Origin of the sequence: Suttonella ornithocola, assembly GCF_001889065.1 — a bacterium.
Taxonomy (GTDB): Bacteria; Pseudomonadota; Gammaproteobacteria; order Cardiobacteriales; family Cardiobacteriaceae; genus Suttonella_A; species Suttonella_A ornithocola.
Genome location: NZ_LWHB01000051.1, coordinates 1 through 16805 on the forward strand (window position 1 = coordinate 1; position 16805 = coordinate 16805).

Consider the following 16805-nt stretch of genomic DNA (forward strand, 5'->3'; position numbering starts at 1 on the left):
TCCATAGCGAATCATTTTTAAAAATGATTTTAGTTTCATTTTTTTCGGTTTTTTCAATTGAGGTAATAGTAGCGCTAGTAGCTTGACTTTTGTCTTTAGAGCGCAAAACATACTTAACTGTATATTCTTTGGAAAAATTTATAGTTTTATTATTTCTGCTTGAGTGGCAATAATCAATACCAAAACAAACAAAACTGAGCGTCTTTCCGTTTTTCTCAAGATATAATCTATCTCCACCTCATTTTCCTGAATAATGTATATAAGTAAGTTTGAATGGACCTTGTATGCTAATGGGTGTTTTATCGACATTTAAATTAGATAGAGGAGCGTAAATGGTTTCATAAAATATGCACCAAGATATTAGATAAGCCAAAGAATGCTACAAATATATTATGATTTTCATAGCTTTCGTCTAGTTGCTTAAATTTATACCAAAGCCATGTAAAAGGTTTATCACGAAAAGTTGGCAACATTATAATGGTAAAGTTGTTGTGTCCTTCTTTTTCTTTAGGATAGTGGTTCACTTATTTTCTCCAGATAATAATTTGGAAAGTATCTTATTAAAGAAATAAAAACAACTAGAGATGGCTTGAGATCGTGAAAGTGTAAGTTATAATCAGTGGGCAAAGCTATCTAGTATTGTAAAGAGAAATGGATGGAAAATTCACAATGCCATGATACTAAAGATAACCTAGAGAAATATTGTTATCAATGATTTATTGGGTTTAATTGGATAGTAGTAATTTTGTTAATGTTTGGTGATAATTCATTGACAGTTGATATTTTCTTAGTCTTGTTATTAAGGTAAATTAAGCTAGATATTGGCTTTGAGGGTAAGTGTAATGTTGTAAATTATTTTATTGGTTGTTTTAGGAAAATATCAAAGCGACTAGGATGGCACACTAATTTTGTATTGGGTTAGTTTTTTTATATTTTTATTAATGTTGGTTTTGGGTGGATCTAGCTTGAGTGCAAGGTTAATTGCTAATGTAGTTTCAGTAGTCTACGCGTAGGGATATTTTGCATTATTGCACTATCTGAGCGATAACGTTATATTCTGCTTTATTGTATTGATTGTTGGCGCATTATTGTATGATGTTTTACTTATTATCTAGGTATAGTTTTAAGTAACGATGCTAATTTTAAGATATTGAGTTAGTGGGGAATTCTAAAAAAAGTTTGTGTTTTTGAATAGCAATAGTAAATATTTTTAGATGATGGTAATAAGTTTTTATGATTTATTGCTTTGAACCAGTAGTAAAAATAAGAAAAAATGGAGCCGGAAACAGGAGTCGAACCCGCGACATCCTCATTACAAGTGAGGCGCTCTACCAACTGAGCTATTCCGGCTTTCTTAAGCTTAGGTGGCGCATTATATGCGAAAATAAAAAGCTGTCAAGCCTAATTTAGGAAAAACTTTTAAAATTAGATTTGTTATCATAAACCCCTTTGAAAAATTAGGAATAAAACGTGAGTGTTTCACAAAAAAAATTACAAAAAAGATTGCGTCGTTTAACTGGAAAAGCGATAGAAGATTACCAGATGATTCAAGATGGTGACCATATTATGGTATGTTTGTCTGGTGGTAAGGATTCTTACACGTTACTTGATATGCTTTTATCCCTACAAAGAAGTGCGCCAGTTGAGTTTAAATTAACTGCGGTCAATTTGGATCAAAAACAACCTGGATTTCCTGAAGAGGTTTTACCAAATTATTTAGATTCTATAGGCGTTGATTATCATATTATTGAGAGCGATACCTATAGCATTGTAACTGATAAGATACCTGAAGGTAAGACAATGTGCTCTCTCTGTTCTCGGCTTAGAAGAGGGCATTTATATTCTTTTGCTGAAGCACATGGGATGAATAAGATTGCTTTAGGCCATCATCGGTTCGATATTATGGAAACTTTTTTTCTAAATTTATTTCATGGAGGGCAGTTAAAAGCAATGCCACCAAAATTATTAAGTGATGATGGTAAGCATATTGTGATACGCCCGCTTGCATATTGTGATGAGCGTGATATTGAAAAATATGCGCGTTTACGTGAATTTCCTATTATTCCTTGTAATTTATGCGGTTCACAGGAAAATTTACAAAGGAAAGCGGTTAAAGAAATGCTATTAAATTGGGATAAGCTACAACCACAAAGAGTAGAGAATATTTTTGCAGCATTAACACGTGTTAAACCCTCCCATTTATTAGATACTACAATATTTGACTTTGTAGCGTTAGATGGTGCTGAAAAAATGCGAGGTTGGTTAGTCGGTGAAGAAAAAGATGAGTTTTCTATAGAAAATACGTCTAGTTTTTCAATTAACCCAGAAATTTTTTATCCTAAAAATAATGTGATATAAATAAAGTTAAAAAAATTATTGACGGTTTGTTGTTAAATGCGCATAATGAGTACCTCCAAACGACGCGCCCGTAGCTCAGCTGGATAGAGTACCTGGCTACGAACCAGGCGGTCGGAGGTTCGAATCCTTCCGGGCGCGCCAACTTATTCTTGAACCCTGCTGTTATTGCAGGGTTTTTTATTACCCAATAACTTTATTGATACATTTTATGCTTTTTTAGGCGTGTCAGCTATTTGGCTTCTTTCCATTAACCACCGGTCAACAACTGGCATATACCACCGGTTAGTATAATCTTCTATATTGGGAGGCAATTCATAAGTTGCACGCCTTTTAAGCGTAGAAACGCTTATTCCTAGAATTTCTGCTAATTCAACTTTTCCGATAGTAATGGCTGGTACATTAACAATATGCTGTTTTATTTCTATTACTATCTATACTTATTATTAAGTGTTTTCGCCCAAGCGGAGGTATGTACTCGTCGCAAACTGCGGCGGTTGTCTTATCCACATCACTCACCGCTTGACGCGTCCGACCTATCCGGCTTAAAACGGGATGTAGCCGTTAGTGAAGGAGATTTCTCATGAGGTTTAACCTTATTTGGTGCGTTATTAGCGCTATTATCAACATGATTATCTCCACCGCCGCAAGATACGTTTGATGGTTGATTTAAGTCAAATCACTGCTGCTGACAGACAAGCAGAACAACACACGTCTGATCTAATGCAACTTGATTATCCAGGGCAATATAAAGGTCTAGGTATCTTTACGACTTTTCGTAATTTTAAAAATGGGATTGCCTCTCCTGAAGATCTAAAAATATTGAATAGCGGTGATAAAGCGGTGGTAGATACAGAAACCAATGGTTTGGGAAAGGTGACTATACCAACGGGTGGAAAACCATTGCATTTTTCAAGTTTAGATATGTATGGCAGTGTTGATGGCTCTGGATCATATCAGGAAGATGAATATCGTCCTTCTTACAAATATTTTGTGAAGAGTGATGGTAGCTATCCTTCGGTGCAATTTGCAATTTTCCAAACATTGGGAGACGAACCAATGTTTGGTGGTTTTTATCGTGGTAATACCACACCGGTTGAAAATATGCCGCAATCTGGAGTTGCTACATATGTAGGAGAAGGAATATTTATTCCAGGAACAGATAATGTAAATGCTAATTTCTATGGCGGCATTGGAATGGTTGTAGATTATGGGAAAAAAGTTTTTGAGCTTTGTGTTGTTAACAATAATTACGAAGCAAGCGTTCCAGGGGTAATAACGGGTAGCACTTTTGTCGGTAAAAAAGATGGAAGATTTACAGAAGGCATGTTTGCTGGAGAAAAAGCCGAAGAGTTGACAGGTCGATATCTTGATCAAGATGCAAAACTATATGGTGTATATGGTGCGAAGCGCCAATAAATGCGTTAACGTATTTCACCGGCCGCCTTTTGAGGCGGCTTTTTTATGGAGAAAATAAATAGATAGTGTGGTTAATATCTGTAATCTAGCGTTGGCTAGATTGGGTGATAGCGCAACCGTTGCTAGCATTGATCCGCCTGAAGGGTCCGCGAAAACCAATAGTCTAATGCAAGCCTTTGGCTATGACACACAAGCAATTAATGCGCTTAATCAGGCAGATGCACTAACAGCGCAAGCAAGCACTATGTTTGGGCAGAAGCATGGTGCAGAAATGATAGATACAGATTATTACCATGTTAGCAGTCCTTATATATCTAGTCATAACTCACGAATGTATAGCCCATTGGGGGCGGCTGCTACCTCTTTAATAGGTTCGGCGGGAGATGTTATGAGTGCTTGGTATCAGTACAAAAAATCAGGAGTGAAATAATGCCGAAAGTTCCTGTTATTAACGAATTAGACGTGAGCTTACGTCCTGCTGATTTACCCAATTATCAAACACCACAAACCACTGGCTCGAATATAGGGCAAGCCAGTTCAGCAGGTCGAGCATTTCCATCTGGTAGTCATATCGCTGCCCCGATATTAGATAGAAGTCGGCTACAGGGCGATCCAGGGGCATTATCAAGCGCAGTGGGTCAAGCAGGGCAACGCGTTGGACAAATCATGCAAGATATTGCGCTTGATATGCAACAAAAAGCGAATGCTGTAAGAGTTAGCGAAGCCCAGAATGAATATATTGCTTTTTTACAAGACCAAAAATATAACAACGGTGTTATTCTTGGTAAAGTAGAGCTTGATAGTGTCATATACTCGGATGGTTGGCGTGGTTACAATGGCTTGGTTGACGTTGGCTATGCGAAACATTTTAGAGTAGACCATGGCAATAATGAGTTTGCTCATGGTCATTGCCATATCAATGGTATTGAGTCTTTTTGGAGCTTTACCAAGCGGAGGCTGAGCAAGTTTAATGGTGTTACAGCCAATTTTGAGCTTTACTTAAAAGAGTGCAAGTGGCGTTGGAATCAGAACTCTTTTGGAACTTGATTAAGTGATTTCTCTAACCTCTGCTAGTCTAGAGCCTTTTATAAATTGCTATAATAAAAATCATTTTAATTAAGGAAAATGGCTTTTTATCAGATATTATTTCTATAAACTATTCGTAATTTTTACTAGAGAAAAAGTCATATTTCCGTTAAGCTAACCCTTCCTATAGTGATTTTTTATTCTCATGGCCAACCTTAGTATTCAAACAGCAGTAACAGAAAGTATTAACAATTATCTTAAACTTTTAGATGGCGAAGCAGAACCAACAGATATCTATCGTTTGATTGTAGGAGAAGTCGAAACCGTATTAGTTGACTATGCTTTATCCCTGCATAACGGCAATCAAAGCAAAGCTGCTAAATGGTTAGGCATTACGCGTAATACGCTACGTAAGAAAATGCAAGAATCCTCTCTTAATGTCCAATCTCGTACTTCCTAGCATGATAAAAAAAATAGCTTTATTACTAGTACTCTATTGCTATAGTCTGATGAGTTTCTCGGCAGCACCAACAGCACTTTTAGAAGATACTAATGAGTACTTTTGGTCAGTTGAAGTAGCTACCACATCTAAGCAGCTTGAGAAAGGATTGATGTATCGCGTATGGCTAGCACCATGGCAAGGAATGGTTTTTCTATTTTCTCCGCCAAGAGATACTACATTTTGGATGAAAAACACCCTTATTCCACTAGATATGCGTTTTTTTACCTTTCAAGGGAATCTTATTGCACACTATCCTTATGCTCCACCTTGCTTAGAAAGAAATTGTCCGCTTTATCATTCTGAAGGTCGAGCCGCTTTTGTATTAGAAACGGCCTACCCAAATCTTGTACCAGCAGCGGATTTAAAAAATCTATATTTTTTCAAATCTACTAAATAGAAAATATAGTCATTTGACTTAAAAATAAGACCACTTATCTTTAGTTTTTTAGGATATTTGCTTGTGTCAAATAACTATAGCAAGGTTCCCACAAAATGCACATCGTACTTGAAGATAGTATGAGACCTTTACAAAATTCCGTTTTATACTAATTTTTGCTACTAATAAAAATGACACTATGATTTTAATATTTTTTCAAGATTTAAAAAATTGAAATTTCTCTATTTTATGTTTTTTTGCAAAGGTCTCAGTATGCTGTTTTCAAATTGGATATTGAGTTAACGTTGTATGCATTTTTTGGGAAGTTAGCTATAAATAAAAATAGAACGCTTAAAACGCAGACTACCAAAACTAAAAAAGCGCTTAATTCAACATTAAGCGCTTAGCTTAATATTCGAGTTTCAATTTAGCTTATTATTCTGAAGCTAATTGCGCTTGGTCAATGGTAATTTTTGCTTTACCTCTCAGCCATTCAACAACGCCTGCTTCCCAAAGGGCATTATTACTGGCGTTTTGTAAATCTGTGTATTGCTTACGCAGTCGAGCTAATTTTTCTGGCGCTACTGCTTCCAAGTTAGTCGGCGTAATTGCGGTTAAATGAATTAACACTAAATCATTGTTTTCTAATTCAATAATTGTATTAGCTTGTGTTTGTGTTAAAGCTTGCTCAAAAATGCGTACTTGCGTCGGTGCAACACTTTCCAAACTTAGTGCATTCATTTCTTTATGCGTTTCTACTTTTGCTTGTGCTTTTTGAATTAACGCTTCTGCTGATTGTTTTTTTGTCCAAGCTTGCATAATCTCGTCTGCTACTGCTTTTTGTGCTTCTTTAGCATGGCTAATTTGATAAGCTTTTATCACTTGCGGACGAACAGCATCTAAAGGCTCTGGTTTAGGTAATTCTCGCTGTGTAACCACAAGAAATAGACTGCGATGCTTGTCTAATTGAATTGGTTCAGCCACTTGGTTCACTTTAATAGCATTTTGACCAAACAAAGTTTGTTGGACTTTTGGATTTTTTAGCCAATCCAAAGAATCATTTACAGTAGTAATATTTTCAAGTGTTTGCAAAGAAGTTTGTGCTGTTTCCGCTAATTGCTCAATGCCTGCGCCTGACTGCACTGCATCAAACAAATCATTGGCTAAATGAATATAACGTTCCTCACTTTTTTGTGCGGCAATTTCTCGGCGAAGCTGTTCAGGTGAAATCGTATCAACTTGTTCGATTTTATCCACACGTACAATCATCTTACCGTATTCCGTATTGAAAACAGGCGAAACATCTCCTTCTGCTTTGAGTGCAAATAATGCTTCATCAGCTTCTTTACTAACCCCTTTTCCTTTTGCATTTAATAACAAATCACCTGCTTGACCGCTAATTTCGCCTTTTTTTACTGCTTCTGCAATAGCGTTAAAATCGCGCTCACCATCCGTAATGGCTTTTTCTGCTGCTTCAGCATCTTGATCATGGTCAAAGATAATATATTGTCCACTTCGACGACTATTCGCCTGTTTTTTAGCCATTTCCGCTTGGATATCCGCTTCTGTTACATTATTTGGATCAGTCAAATTAGCAGCATCTAGTAATAGATAACGAATATCCACCTTTTCTGGTGAAAGATAATTTTGTTGATGCGCATCATAATAGGTTTGTAAATCAGCATTGCTAGGATTGGCATTTACATAAGGCGCGATTGGTAAAGTTACCGTCGTAAAATCTCGATTTTGTAAAATGAGCTGCAATGCTAATTGTACCGTTTCGGGATTACGGATTTTAGCCGTTTCTAACATTTGATAGTAACTATTGACCGTTTCATCTTGACGCACACTATACTGATAATTTGCCGCTGTAATCCGATTATTATTTAAAAATTGTTGATAAGCTTTATCATCATGGAATTGACCTTTAATCACTTCGTATAAAGCGTGATCTGAATATTCATAGCCATCTTTTAAAGCTTGATCGCGTAATAAATTCTGATTGATAATCAATGCCAATGCTTGTTCCTGCACCTGTGCTTCAGGCAAAGAAGGATTATTGGCTTTTACATTATTAGCGACTTGACTCAGTTGATGTGCATAAATTTCTTGACCATTAACGGTTGCCACTGGTCGATTACCATTTCCATGCGTAAGCGCAGGCACACCAATAAATAACATTCCTATACCCGCTACGATAACCAGTGCATAGACAAACGGATTCAGTTTTTTCTTGGGAATATCGTCGGATGGATGGCGTTCTGTCATTGCTTGTTCCTAAAAAAAGAAAGTATTTTAGCTAGGCATTGTTATAAATGCCATTCTTTTCATCCTATCTTTTCTTAATTCTCACTAAGTCATTTTTATATCTAAAAGCCAATTTTTACATTGTGCTGCTTCGATTTATTTATTGATAATGCCACTCTGTACCGTTTGGCGTATCTTTAATAACGATACCTTTATCGCTTAATTGCTGGCGAATAGCATCTGCCCGAGCATAGTCTTTATTTTGTTTTGCTTGTTGCCGCTCCGCTAATAATGCCTCTATCAGCTGTTCATCCAAATCACTATCATGATTTGCACTACCTTTTAAATAGTCGCTAGGATTTTGCTGCAATAATCCTAAACATCCGCCGAGCGTCTTTAAGGTATGCGCTAAGTTTCGCGTTTCTTCTCCGCTGGCTTTATTTAAAGCACGCGCTAAATCAAACAATACGGCTAAAGCTCTTGGCGTTGCCAAGTCATCATTCATGGCTGATTGATAGCTTTCAACATATTCAGGTAATAATTCCCCATCATTGACAGATTTATTTTCCAAAGCCGTATATAAACGTTTTAACGCTTTTTTCGCTTCTTCTATTGCGGCTGTGCTGTAATTGAGTGGCGCTCGATAATGGGTTTGTAAAATAAAGAAACGTAGCGTTTCCCCATCATAGGCTTTTAAGACTTCACGCACAGTGAAAAAATTGCCCAAGGATTTGCTCATTTTTTCATTATCAATCTGAACAAATCCATTATGTATCCAAGTATTGACATGTTGATGTCCACAAGCGCCTTCACTTTGCGCGATTTCGCATTCATGATGCGGAAATTTCAAATCCATGCCTCCGCCGTGAATATCAAAATATTCGCCTAGAATTGTCTGGCTCATTGCACTACATTCAATATGCCATCCCGGTCGTCCTTCTCCCCATGGACTTTGCCATGCAGGCTCACCTACTTTTGCAGCTTTCCATAAGACGAAATCTAAAGGATCTTCCTTCGCTTCATTCACCGCGATTCTTTCGCCAGCGCGTAAATCTTCGATATTTCGGTTCGCTAATTTTCCATAATCTGGAAAACTCCGTACACGATAATAAACATCGCCATTTTCCGCACGATAGGCATGGCCTTTTTGAATAAGCGTTTCAATTAAATGAATCATATCCTCTATATGTGCGGTTGCTCGCGGCTCTATGTCTGGTCTAAGGCAGCCTAAAGCCGCCTCATCTTCATGCATCGCTAAAATAAATCGCTCTGTTAGCGCCTGAATAGGCTCTCCATTTTCATTCGCACGCGCAATAATTTTGTCATCAATATCGGTAATATTTCGAACATAACTTAGCTGATAAGATTCGCGTAAGTGTCGTGCTAAGGTATCAAACACCACCATGACTCGCGCATGCCCAATATGGCAATAATCATAAACGGTCATTCCGCAGACATACATTTTCACTTTTCCTGCTGTTATGGGTTGAAAAGTGCTTTTTTCGCGGGTAAGACTGTTATATAAACGCAAGTCGCTCATAAGATTTCCTAAAGTTTTCTGATACTATACGCGCTTATTTTAACGGAAGGAGCAAATAATGCGAAAGTTGCTTTTAGCTTTAGGGTTCGTTTCTCTACAGGTTTTAGCTAGCCCAACGGTTTTAATGAAAACCTCAGCAGGGGAAATGGAAATCGAACTTAATGAAAACGAAGCACCAAAAACCGTAGATAATTTTTTACGTTACGTCAAAGAAGGTTTTTATAATGGCACAACTTTTCATCGTGTCATTAAAGGTTTTATGATTCAAGGAGGTGGTTATGACGTTAATTATGAAAAACGTCCTACTCGTGGTCCAATCGCATCTGAAACGCAAAATGGACTAAAAAATGATCGCGGAACCATTGCGATGGCACGCACTAGCGACCCACATTCGGCAACCTCTCAATTTTTTATTAACGTCGTGAATAATGACTTTTTAAATCCTGGTGGTGCTGATGCTTATGGCTATACCGTTTTTGGAAAAGTCATTAAAGGCATGGATGTTGCCGATAAAATTGCAGCATTGCCTACCACAGCGGCCGGGCCATTCTCACAAGATGTACCAGAAAAACCAGTTATTATTGAATCTATTAAAATCTTACCTGAAGCAGAAAATTCTGCGGATAAAAAATAAAATTTATTGATAACAGAAGGAAACACTATGATTCGTTTACAAACCAATAAAGGAACCATTGATTTAGAACTTGATTACGAAAATGCGCCTATTACCGCTAAAAACTTTGAACAATACGTCAAAGACGGTTTTTATAATGGCACAATTTTCCACCGCGTTATTCCTGGATTTATGATTCAAGGCGGAGGCATGGAAAGCGGATTGCGTGAAAAAACAACGCGTGAACCCATTGAAAACGAAGCGACCAATGGCTTAAAAAATGACCGTGGCACTATCGCAATGGCACGTACACAAGACCCACATTCTGCAAGCGCACAATTTTTCATCAATCTAAAAGACAACGATTTCCTTAACCATAGCGGAAAAAGCCTACAAGGTTGGGGATATGCTGTTTTTGGAAAAGTCATTAACGGAATGGATGTTGTTGATGCTATTGCGGGCGTTAAAACTGGACGGATGGGCTATCACTCTGATGTTCCAACCGATGAAATTATCATTGAAAAAGCAGAAGTGATTAACGACTAATTTCTTCCTCTCAAGAGCGCGATATTACCGCGCTCTTGAATCATTTATCTCTCATGAATAACACACACTCTCTCTCATCTACACAACGCCCCATTATCTTTTTATCCGATATTCACCTTAACGAACATACGCCAGATATTACCCAAGCATTTCTAAACTACTTAGACACCTTAAATCCCCATCCGCCTGAAGCTCTTTTTATTTTAGGCGACTTATTTGATGCTTGGCTAGGCGATCGGTTAATAGACAGATATGCCGAACACATTGCAAAAGCGCTATTTTCCCTTTCCCAACGGTGTCCTATTTTTTTTCAGCGCGGTAATCGTGACTTCTTAATGAGCACAGAATATTGCTATCAAAGCGGTATGACATTACTTCCCGAAATCTATCAATTGAGCATTGATGGACAAAGCCTATTACTCACACACGGAGATTTACTGTGTACTGATGATATTGCCTATCAGCGTCTTCGCAAAATACTACAATCTGCACCATTCCGGCGCTTTGCAAATAAAATCCCTAGAGCGCTTGCTAAAAAGATTGCTAACTTTTTGCGTCGAAAAAGCAAAAAAGCAAACACTCAAAAATCCTCAATCCTCATGGATGTTACCCATACTACCGTCAAACAATGGTTTGAAAAAAGTCACGCCAATTTACTCATCCATGGACACACCCATCGCCCCGCTATTCATCATCTTTCAGCCCAACACACTCGCATTGTTTTGGGAGATTGGCAGCCAAATGGCAAAATTCTCATCTGGTATCAAGGAAAATATCAACTCACTTTTCCACATAATTTTGCTGTTTCAGACAACAATCCAAACCAATAAGCTAAAAAAGTTGCTATAAATTTCGCTATAATCTTACTAACTATTCATCTATAAAGAGGAGAACATATGAATAAGCCGACCAAGCTAGGAACTGTTGCTAATATCATGATTCCTAGCCCTGTTAAACTTCATCCCGACATTACGCTTATTCAAGCCGTTCATACCATGAGAGAAGTTGGCGCACGCTATCTACCTGTTGTAGATGACAGGGGCAACTATCTCGGTGGCTTTTCATCAATGACCATTATTCGCCTTTTGTTACCACAAAGCGTCAGCATCAAAGAAGGAAAAAATCCATTTGAACTCAACTTCATGAACACTACCATTGAAGAACTCAGAGAACGACTTGGTGAGCGAGGTCATGAACCTATTACAGAACATATTCTAAAAGACAAGCTTCCTGTCTGTACGCCAAATACCAGTATTATGGAAGCACTCAATATTCTATATAAATACCACTATCATGTTGTCATTACAGAAGAAGGTAGCCGTCGCTTTTTGGGCGTTGTCACCATTAACGGTGTGCTAGAACATATTTGCAAACAAGGATAACTTATGCATCCACAAACAGCCCATGATGCTCACGTCATTTTTGGTCTTAATCCAATGTGGCTTTCTGGCATCATTCTCGTCTTAGTTTATATCGTTTTAATTACCGAAAAAGTTAATCGTGCCGTTATTGCCTTAATTGGCGCCTTTTTAATGATTTATTGTGGCTTATTAAACCAACAACAAGCCATCGCAAAAGTTGATTTCAATACCCTATGGTTGTTAATAGGAATGATGATGTTAGTCAGTATTACTGCAAAAACAGGCATCTTCCAATATGTCGCCATTCGAGCAGCGAAAATAGTACGCGCAAACCCCGTCGGTATCCTTATCATGCTAACTGGTATTACCGCTGTTTTTTCTGCGCTACTTGATAATGTTACTACTGTTTTGCTCATTACGCCTGTTACTCTGCTCATCACCGAGCAGCTTAGAGTAAAAGCCTTTCCCTATCTCTTTGCGACAATTGTTGCCTCTAATATTGGCGGAACAGCAACCTTAGTAGGCGATCCACCTAATATCATTATTGGTTCAGCAACAGGGCTAAGCTTTGATAAATTCATTATGCACATGACGCCAATTTCCCTTATTATCTTAATTGCTCTTTGCATTGCCCTTTGGCTGATTTGCCGTAAACAACTTGTTACAACACTACGCCATCGCGCACAAATTATGCGTTTCGATGAAAAAGAAGCCATTAGAGACCTTTCCTTACTCAAAAAATCCGCTTTTGTCTTTTTGCTTGTCCTCATTGGTTTTATTATTGGTCATCCTCTACATATCGAACCAGGCACCGTTGCGTTATCTGGCGCTGCGCTCTTAATGTTACTGGCCTATGGAAAAGAGCCCGCAGAAGAGCAAGGCGAAGACATTCACCACACCTTTTCAGAAGTTGAATGGGTAACCATTTTCTTTTTTATGGGACTATTTATCATCGTTGGTGCTGTAGAACATAGCGGGCTACTCGAAGTCATGGGCGATAAACTCATTAGCGCAACCGATGGAAATGTTGAAAAAATGGCTTATGCCGTTCTTTGGGTATCTGCTATCTTATCTTCCGTCTTAGATAACATTCCATTTGTCGCCACCATGATTCCATTACTCGAAGCGGCAGGACAAAATATAGAGCCTAGCCAATTTGAAGCCGTTTGGTGGGCATTGGCATTAGGCGCTTGTTTAGGCGGAAATGGTACCCTTATTGGCGCTAGCGCTAACCTAACCGTTGCCGCTTTTGCCGAAAAAGCTAAACAACCTATCGGTATGGTGCAATATGCAAAATACGGCTTTGTTCTTATGCTTATCACCATCGTCTTCGCCCACGCCTACTTATGGCTAAGATATTTTTAAACAAACCACAACAGTCAATTTTATTCTCGTAAATAAAATTGACTGAAAATTTTACCCTATTTGAACAGCCCTTACGCGCTTAACTAACGGAAACCTTTGAAAAATTCCGTTTTATACTAATTTTTGCTACTAGTAGAAAAATTAACACTTTGATTTTAGTATATTTTTAAAATTTAAAAAATTGAACTTTCTCTATTTTATGTTTGTTTGCAAAGGTCTCTAACGGTATGCACTGAGATTTACTAGACATAAAAAAATGCTCGCAAAATGCGAGCATTAAAGAAACATTGGTCGGGGAGACAGGATTTGAACCTGCGACCCCTTGCACCCCATGCAAGTGCGCTACCAGGCTGCGCTACACCCCGACTAAGAGCGAAATATTATAATCAGAAAGGAAAAACATGCAAGCACCAAACACTCCTCTATGGCTATCAGCACAATGGGCAACAGATATACCTGTTATTGCTGGTGTTAGCTTAACCTCTTCTCCTTTTGCAAAAGAAGGATTTAACCTTGCGCATCATGTAGAAGACGACATTGACCATGTAATAGAAAATCGAAAAAAACTTTCTGAAGCAACCCATTTATCCGGTCAATGGCTATGGCTAAACCAAATTCATAGCACTACTGTTATTGAAGATAACCAATATAACGAACATAACAACTACGGAGATGCCATTATCAGTAGAAATCCTAAAAAAATAGCTACCGTTTTAACCGCTGATTGTGTTCCTATCCTTATTAGTAACCAAGAAGGAACAGAAGTCGCTGCCATTCATGCCGGTTGGAGTGGTATCTATCAAGACATATTGACAGCAACCCTTACAAAACTACATACACCAACAACTAAACTCTATGCATGGATAGGCCCATGTGCTAGTGCGCAAGCCTACGAAGTAGATGAAAACTTTTATCAACGATTTATTCATCAAGATAAAGCCTACCATTCTTATTTCCGATCAAATAGACCCAATCACTATCTGGCTGACCTAGTTGGTATGACAAAACATTTACTCATCCAAAATCAAATCTCCCCATCACACATTACTGGTGGCAACTTTTGCTCAATTAAAGAAGCGCGATTCTTTTCTTACCGAAGAGATGGAAAACTGTCTGGACGAATGGCAAGCTTTATCGCACCTAAAGCCGCATAGCTATAATAGTTAACCATAATTCTTATGAGACTTTTGCAAAACCCTAAAAACTCACTAATCTTTCTCTTGAGCCGATATATAGCAGGCTTCCCATAAAATGAATACAGTGCTTTGAGATAAGATACTGTTTTCAAGGTAGAAATTGAGTTAATGTTGTATGTATTTTTTGAGAAGTTGACTATAGAGAAAAAAACAATAACAACCTTCTTCCAACAAACCACCAAAAGCATTATTACCAAACACATCAATTGATTTCCTTTACTCAAGCTTCAAGCCGTTATTGACTGGAATCCCATACGCCAAAGCCTGCAACAATTCCGATACCGTCAGGAACATAGTGGACGCCCACCTTATTATGAACCACTAGCGATGTTTAAAGCTATCTTACTCGAGTAATGTCAAAACCTTTCAGACCCAGAGCTTGAACACAGCCTTGTTACTGAACCGCCCCGAGATAATCGGAGACTCATCAATCTGAGAGAATAAGACTATGAGTAGTAAAAGATATCCCCGGAAATGAAAGAAAGAGCTGGCCGTCTATAGTCAAAGGCTAATAAAAGAGGCACAGAAATTAGATCGCTATTCCAGTAATAGTACATGTGCTTACTTTATTCATCTATCTTAATACTGTAACTATTCTAGTAGCCTTTCACTATATACGTTACAGCGAAAGACTGAAAGAAGCCGGCATAAAGGCATCGGTAGGGCGAACCGGGGCGATGCTTATGACAATGCATTGGCAGAGAGTGTCAACGGACTGTACAAAGCGGAGATTATTAAGTATTACAAACCACAATGGCAAGGCTTAAGAGATGTTGAGCTGGCTACTTTGGAATCGGTAGACTGGTACAACAAAGAGCAACTTCACAGTACAATGGGTTATCTATCACCTTTTGAGTTTGAGAAAATGAATCATCAACTCCTAACTGCGTCAGGCATAGCAGTTTGACTCAAGTAATTAGGTCTCCAATAAAGTTGGGGCGATTCATATTGGTGCAATGACACAAGCTATGTGCGTATTGAATCCGGATTGCAATTAGTACGTAAAGTCTCCAGTGTAGAAGAGCCGATAGCGTTTAAAATTCTGTGTCATTCCTCTAAACTACTCAAAACACAAGGAATGACAGTATGCAAAACTTTGGCTTTAACAAAGCCTTAAAAGCTATCCAAGTAGGCAAACCCATCACAGGTACTGACGGAGTGCTTACCCCAGTAATCAAACAGCTAACTGAAGCTGCTTTATCAGCTGTCTATCCATTTCCCTAGTCGGTTAGATACTGTGATGAATCTTTAATTAACCTGACACAGAATTTTTAACGCCCTCTTTTATGGCGGATTAAAAAAAGTAGCTCACCAATGCGTTTAGTCTTATGGACAATCGTATTTGGATTATTCTGCTGTTTATTGCCGGTATTATGTAAAATTTGGTTTGGTATTGATATTATTAGTCCAGAAGTGTTATAGTCAAATCACTTATAATCCAATCTATCCAAAGCAGATATTAAAGAACAACTTGTAGTAGAATTATCAAAAACAAACTGAGCATATCCTATGACCTACTGTCGCCAATTCCGACAGAAAATTCTTAACGATATTGCTAATGGAGAAACTTGGCGCGCTGTTGCAAAGCGCTACAAGATCAGCAAATTCACCGTCTATAGCTGGATTAAAAATCCCCATCCTAAAGGCTTTACTGAGCGTAAGCCCTCAAAGATTGATGATGAAGCCTTGCTTAAGGATATTGAGCAGTATCCTGATGATTACCAATGGGAAAGAGCTAGACGTTTTAATTGCTCGCAATCAGCGATTTGTTATGCTCTAAAGCGACTAAAGATAACGCATAAAAAAAGATTAACCAACATCCAAAAACCGACACAGAGAAAAGAGAGCACTTTCAAGAACAAATAGTGGATAAGACCGCTCAAGAAAAACCGATAGTCTATCTTGATGAATGTGGTTTTAAAGCCTTTGCTCATAGACCTTATGGCTACAGCACAAAAGGACAAGTTTGTCATGGAAGTGATAACTGGCATTTAAAGAACCAGAGCAATGCGATTGGAGCCATTATCAATGGAGAATTGTTTGCCTTACGCTTATATAATGGTTCTATTAACAGTGATATTTTCTCTCATTGGGTGAGAGAAGCACTGTTACCTGAGTGACCTAAAAACAGTGTAATTGTCATGGACAATGCCGCTTTTCATAAACGCAGTGATATTCAAGCAATCATTGAAGAGCATGGGCATGAGATACTTTGGTTACCCCCTTATAGTCCAGACTTAAATCCTATTGAAAAGATGT

General features: G+C 38.1%; 16 protein-coding genes, 3 tRNA genes and 4 pseudogenes. 19 read left to right on the plus strand and 4 right to left on the minus strand.

All coding sequences use genetic code 11. The features are described from left to right. Window positions 1-1274: 1274 nt before the first annotated feature. Window positions 1275-1350, minus strand: a tRNA-Thr gene (locus A5N85_RS04175). Between the two features lie 120 nt (window positions 1351-1470). Between A5N85_RS04175 and ttcA the strand changes: the two genes are divergently transcribed. The 7 genes and pseudogenes from ttcA to A5N85_RS04210 all read left to right on the plus strand — a co-directional run bounded on the left by ttcA (window position 1471) and on the right by A5N85_RS04210 (window position 5699). Beyond that, window positions 1471-2358, plus strand: a complete 888-nt coding sequence (gene ttcA / locus A5N85_RS04180; protein WP_084601629.1) for a tRNA 2-thiocytidine(32) synthetase TtcA — start codon at window positions 1471-1473, stop codon at window positions 2356-2358. Window positions 2359-2422: 64 nt separating this feature from the next. Continuing rightward, window positions 2423-2499 (plus strand) — tRNA-Arg (locus A5N85_RS04185). Window positions 2500-3015: 516 nt separating this feature from the next. Further along, the gene (locus A5N85_RS04190; protein ID WP_072576111.1) at window positions 3016-3774 is read left to right on the plus strand and encodes a transferrin-binding protein-like solute binding protein; all 759 of its coding nucleotides are present in this window, start codon (window positions 3016-3018) and stop codon (window positions 3772-3774) included. Between the two features lie 67 nt (window positions 3775-3841). Continuing rightward, window positions 3842-4204 (plus strand): hypothetical protein, encoded by a 363-nt coding sequence (locus A5N85_RS04195; protein WP_072576112.1) that lies wholly within the window; start codon window positions 3842-3844, stop codon window positions 4202-4204. Window positions 4205-4548: 344 nt separating this feature from the next. Beyond that, window positions 4549-4821: pseudogene (locus A5N85_RS04200) on the plus strand (IS1595 family transposase); the annotation flags it as partial. A gap of 184 nt (window positions 4822-5005) precedes the next feature. Continuing rightward, a complete protein-coding gene (locus A5N85_RS04205; RefSeq protein ID WP_072576113.1) occupies window positions 5006-5260 on the plus strand; it encodes a helix-turn-helix domain-containing protein in 255 nt (84 codons plus the stop codon). A gap of 1 nt (window position 5261) precedes the next feature. Then, a complete protein-coding gene (locus A5N85_RS04210; protein WP_072576114.1) occupies window positions 5262-5699 on the plus strand; it encodes a DUF192 domain-containing protein in 438 nt (145 codons plus the stop codon). A 414-nt stretch (window positions 5700-6113) separates the two neighbouring features. On the opposite strand, the gene A5N85_RS04215 is transcribed toward A5N85_RS04210, so the two are convergent. Both A5N85_RS04215 and cysS read right to left on the minus strand, forming a co-directional pair. Continuing rightward, a complete protein-coding gene (locus A5N85_RS04215; protein WP_072576115.1) occupies window positions 6114-7946 on the minus strand; it encodes a peptidyl-prolyl cis-trans isomerase in 1833 nt (610 codons plus the stop codon). A 139-nt stretch (window positions 7947-8085) separates the two neighbouring features. Then, window positions 8086-9465 carry a cysteine--tRNA ligase gene (gene cysS / locus A5N85_RS04220; RefSeq protein ID WP_072576116.1) on the minus strand — a complete coding sequence of 460 codons (1380 nt, stop codon included), beginning with the start codon at window positions 9463-9465 and terminating at the stop codon, window positions 8086-8088. A 58-nt stretch (window positions 9466-9523) separates the two neighbouring features. Here cysS and A5N85_RS04225 point away from each other — a divergent pair, with 58 nt between their 5' ends. The 5 genes from A5N85_RS04225 to A5N85_RS04245 all read left to right on the plus strand — a co-directional run bounded on the left by A5N85_RS04225 (window position 9524) and on the right by A5N85_RS04245 (window position 13350). Continuing rightward, the gene (locus tag A5N85_RS04225) at window positions 9524-10099 is read left to right on the plus strand and encodes a peptidylprolyl isomerase (RefSeq protein WP_072576117.1); all 576 of its coding nucleotides are present in this window, start codon (window positions 9524-9526) and stop codon (window positions 10097-10099) included. Between the two features lie 27 nt (window positions 10100-10126). Continuing rightward, on the plus strand, window positions 10127-10624 hold the full coding sequence (locus A5N85_RS04230) for a peptidylprolyl isomerase (protein ID WP_072576118.1): 498 nt from the start codon (window positions 10127-10129) through the stop codon (window positions 10622-10624). A gap of 53 nt (window positions 10625-10677) precedes the next feature. Further along, window positions 10678-11454 carry a UDP-2,3-diacylglucosamine diphosphatase gene (locus tag A5N85_RS04235; protein ID WP_072576119.1) on the plus strand — a complete coding sequence of 259 codons (777 nt, stop codon included), beginning with the start codon at window positions 10678-10680 and terminating at the stop codon, window positions 11452-11454. A 66-nt stretch (window positions 11455-11520) separates the two neighbouring features. After that, window positions 11521-12006, plus strand: a complete 486-nt coding sequence (locus A5N85_RS04240; RefSeq protein ID WP_072576120.1) for a CBS domain-containing protein — start codon at window positions 11521-11523, stop codon at window positions 12004-12006. A gap of 3 nt (window positions 12007-12009) precedes the next feature. After that, entirely contained in the window at window positions 12010-13350 is a 1341-nt protein-coding gene (locus A5N85_RS04245) for an ArsB/NhaD family transporter (RefSeq protein ID WP_072576121.1), read from the plus strand. Window positions 13351-13638: 288 nt separating this feature from the next. Here A5N85_RS04245 and A5N85_RS04250 read toward each other — a convergent pair. Then, window positions 13639-13715: transfer RNA gene (locus A5N85_RS04250), tRNA-Pro, on the minus strand. A 36-nt stretch (window positions 13716-13751) separates the two neighbouring features. On the opposite strand from A5N85_RS04250, the gene pgeF reads away from it, so the two are divergent. From pgeF to A5N85_RS17555, 7 genes and pseudogenes are all read left to right on the plus strand, one after another. Next, window positions 13752-14504 (plus strand): peptidoglycan editing factor PgeF, encoded by a 753-nt coding sequence (gene pgeF, locus A5N85_RS04255; RefSeq protein WP_072576122.1) that lies wholly within the window; start codon window positions 13752-13754, stop codon window positions 14502-14504. 195 nt (window positions 14505-14699) lie between these two features. Beyond that, window positions 14700-14897 (plus strand): annotated as a pseudogene (locus tag A5N85_RS16425) (transposase); the annotation flags it as partial. Between the two features lie 263 nt (window positions 14898-15160). Beyond that, window positions 15161-15453 (plus strand): annotated as a pseudogene (locus A5N85_RS04265) (integrase core domain-containing protein); the annotation flags it as partial. A 179-nt stretch (window positions 15454-15632) separates the two neighbouring features. Then, window positions 15633-15752, plus strand: a pseudogene (locus tag A5N85_RS04270) (IS256 family transposase); the annotation flags it as partial. Window positions 15753-16055: 303 nt separating this feature from the next. Next, window positions 16056-16412 (plus strand): IS630 transposase-related protein, encoded by a 357-nt coding sequence (locus A5N85_RS04275; protein ID WP_072576124.1) that lies wholly within the window; start codon window positions 16056-16058, stop codon window positions 16410-16412. Then, window positions 16412-16666, plus strand: a complete 255-nt coding sequence (locus A5N85_RS04280; protein ID WP_072576125.1) for a transposase — start codon at window positions 16412-16414, stop codon at window positions 16664-16666. The genes A5N85_RS04275 and A5N85_RS04280 overlap by 1 nt, the downstream gene beginning before the upstream one ends. Before the next feature lie 15 nt (window positions 16667-16681). Further along, a partial coding sequence (locus A5N85_RS17555) for a transposase (RefSeq protein ID WP_428843251.1) occupies window positions 16682-16805 on the plus strand: 124 nt, incomplete at its 3' end.

What these genes read in the sequence shown, in the direction of transcription:
- A5N85_RS04190 (WP_072576111.1), top strand. Translation starts at nt 3,016, where the DNA reads ATGGTTGATTTAAGTCAAATCACTGCTGCTGACAGACAAGCAGAACAA.
- A5N85_RS04205 (WP_072576113.1), top strand. Translation starts at nt 5,006, where the DNA reads ATGGCCAACCTTAGTATTCAAACAGCAGTAACAGAAAGTATTAACAAT.
- A5N85_RS04210 (WP_072576114.1), top strand. Translation starts at nt 5,262, where the DNA reads ATGATAAAAAAAATAGCTTTATTACTAGTACTCTATTGCTATAGTCTG.
- A5N85_RS04215 (WP_072576115.1), bottom strand. Translation starts at nt 7,946, where the DNA reads ATGACAGAACGCCATCCATCCGACGATATTCCCAAGAAAAAACTGAAT.
- cysS (WP_072576116.1), bottom strand. Translation starts at nt 9,465, where the DNA reads ATGAGCGACTTGCGTTTATATAACAGTCTTACCCGCGAAAAAAGCACT.
- A5N85_RS04225 (WP_072576117.1), top strand. Translation starts at nt 9,524, where the DNA reads ATGCGAAAGTTGCTTTTAGCTTTAGGGTTCGTTTCTCTACAGGTTTTA.
- A5N85_RS04230 (WP_072576118.1), top strand. Translation starts at nt 10,127, where the DNA reads ATGATTCGTTTACAAACCAATAAAGGAACCATTGATTTAGAACTTGAT.
- A5N85_RS04235 (WP_072576119.1), top strand. Translation starts at nt 10,678, where the DNA reads ATGAATAACACACACTCTCTCTCATCTACACAACGCCCCATTATCTTT.
- A5N85_RS04240 (WP_072576120.1), top strand. Translation starts at nt 11,521, where the DNA reads ATGAATAAGCCGACCAAGCTAGGAACTGTTGCTAATATCATGATTCCT.
- A5N85_RS04245 (WP_072576121.1), top strand. Translation starts at nt 12,010, where the DNA reads ATGCATCCACAAACAGCCCATGATGCTCACGTCATTTTTGGTCTTAAT.
- pgeF (WP_072576122.1), top strand. Translation starts at nt 13,752, where the DNA reads ATGCAAGCACCAAACACTCCTCTATGGCTATCAGCACAATGGGCAACA.
- A5N85_RS04275 (WP_072576124.1), top strand. Translation starts at nt 16,056, where the DNA reads ATGACCTACTGTCGCCAATTCCGACAGAAAATTCTTAACGATATTGCT.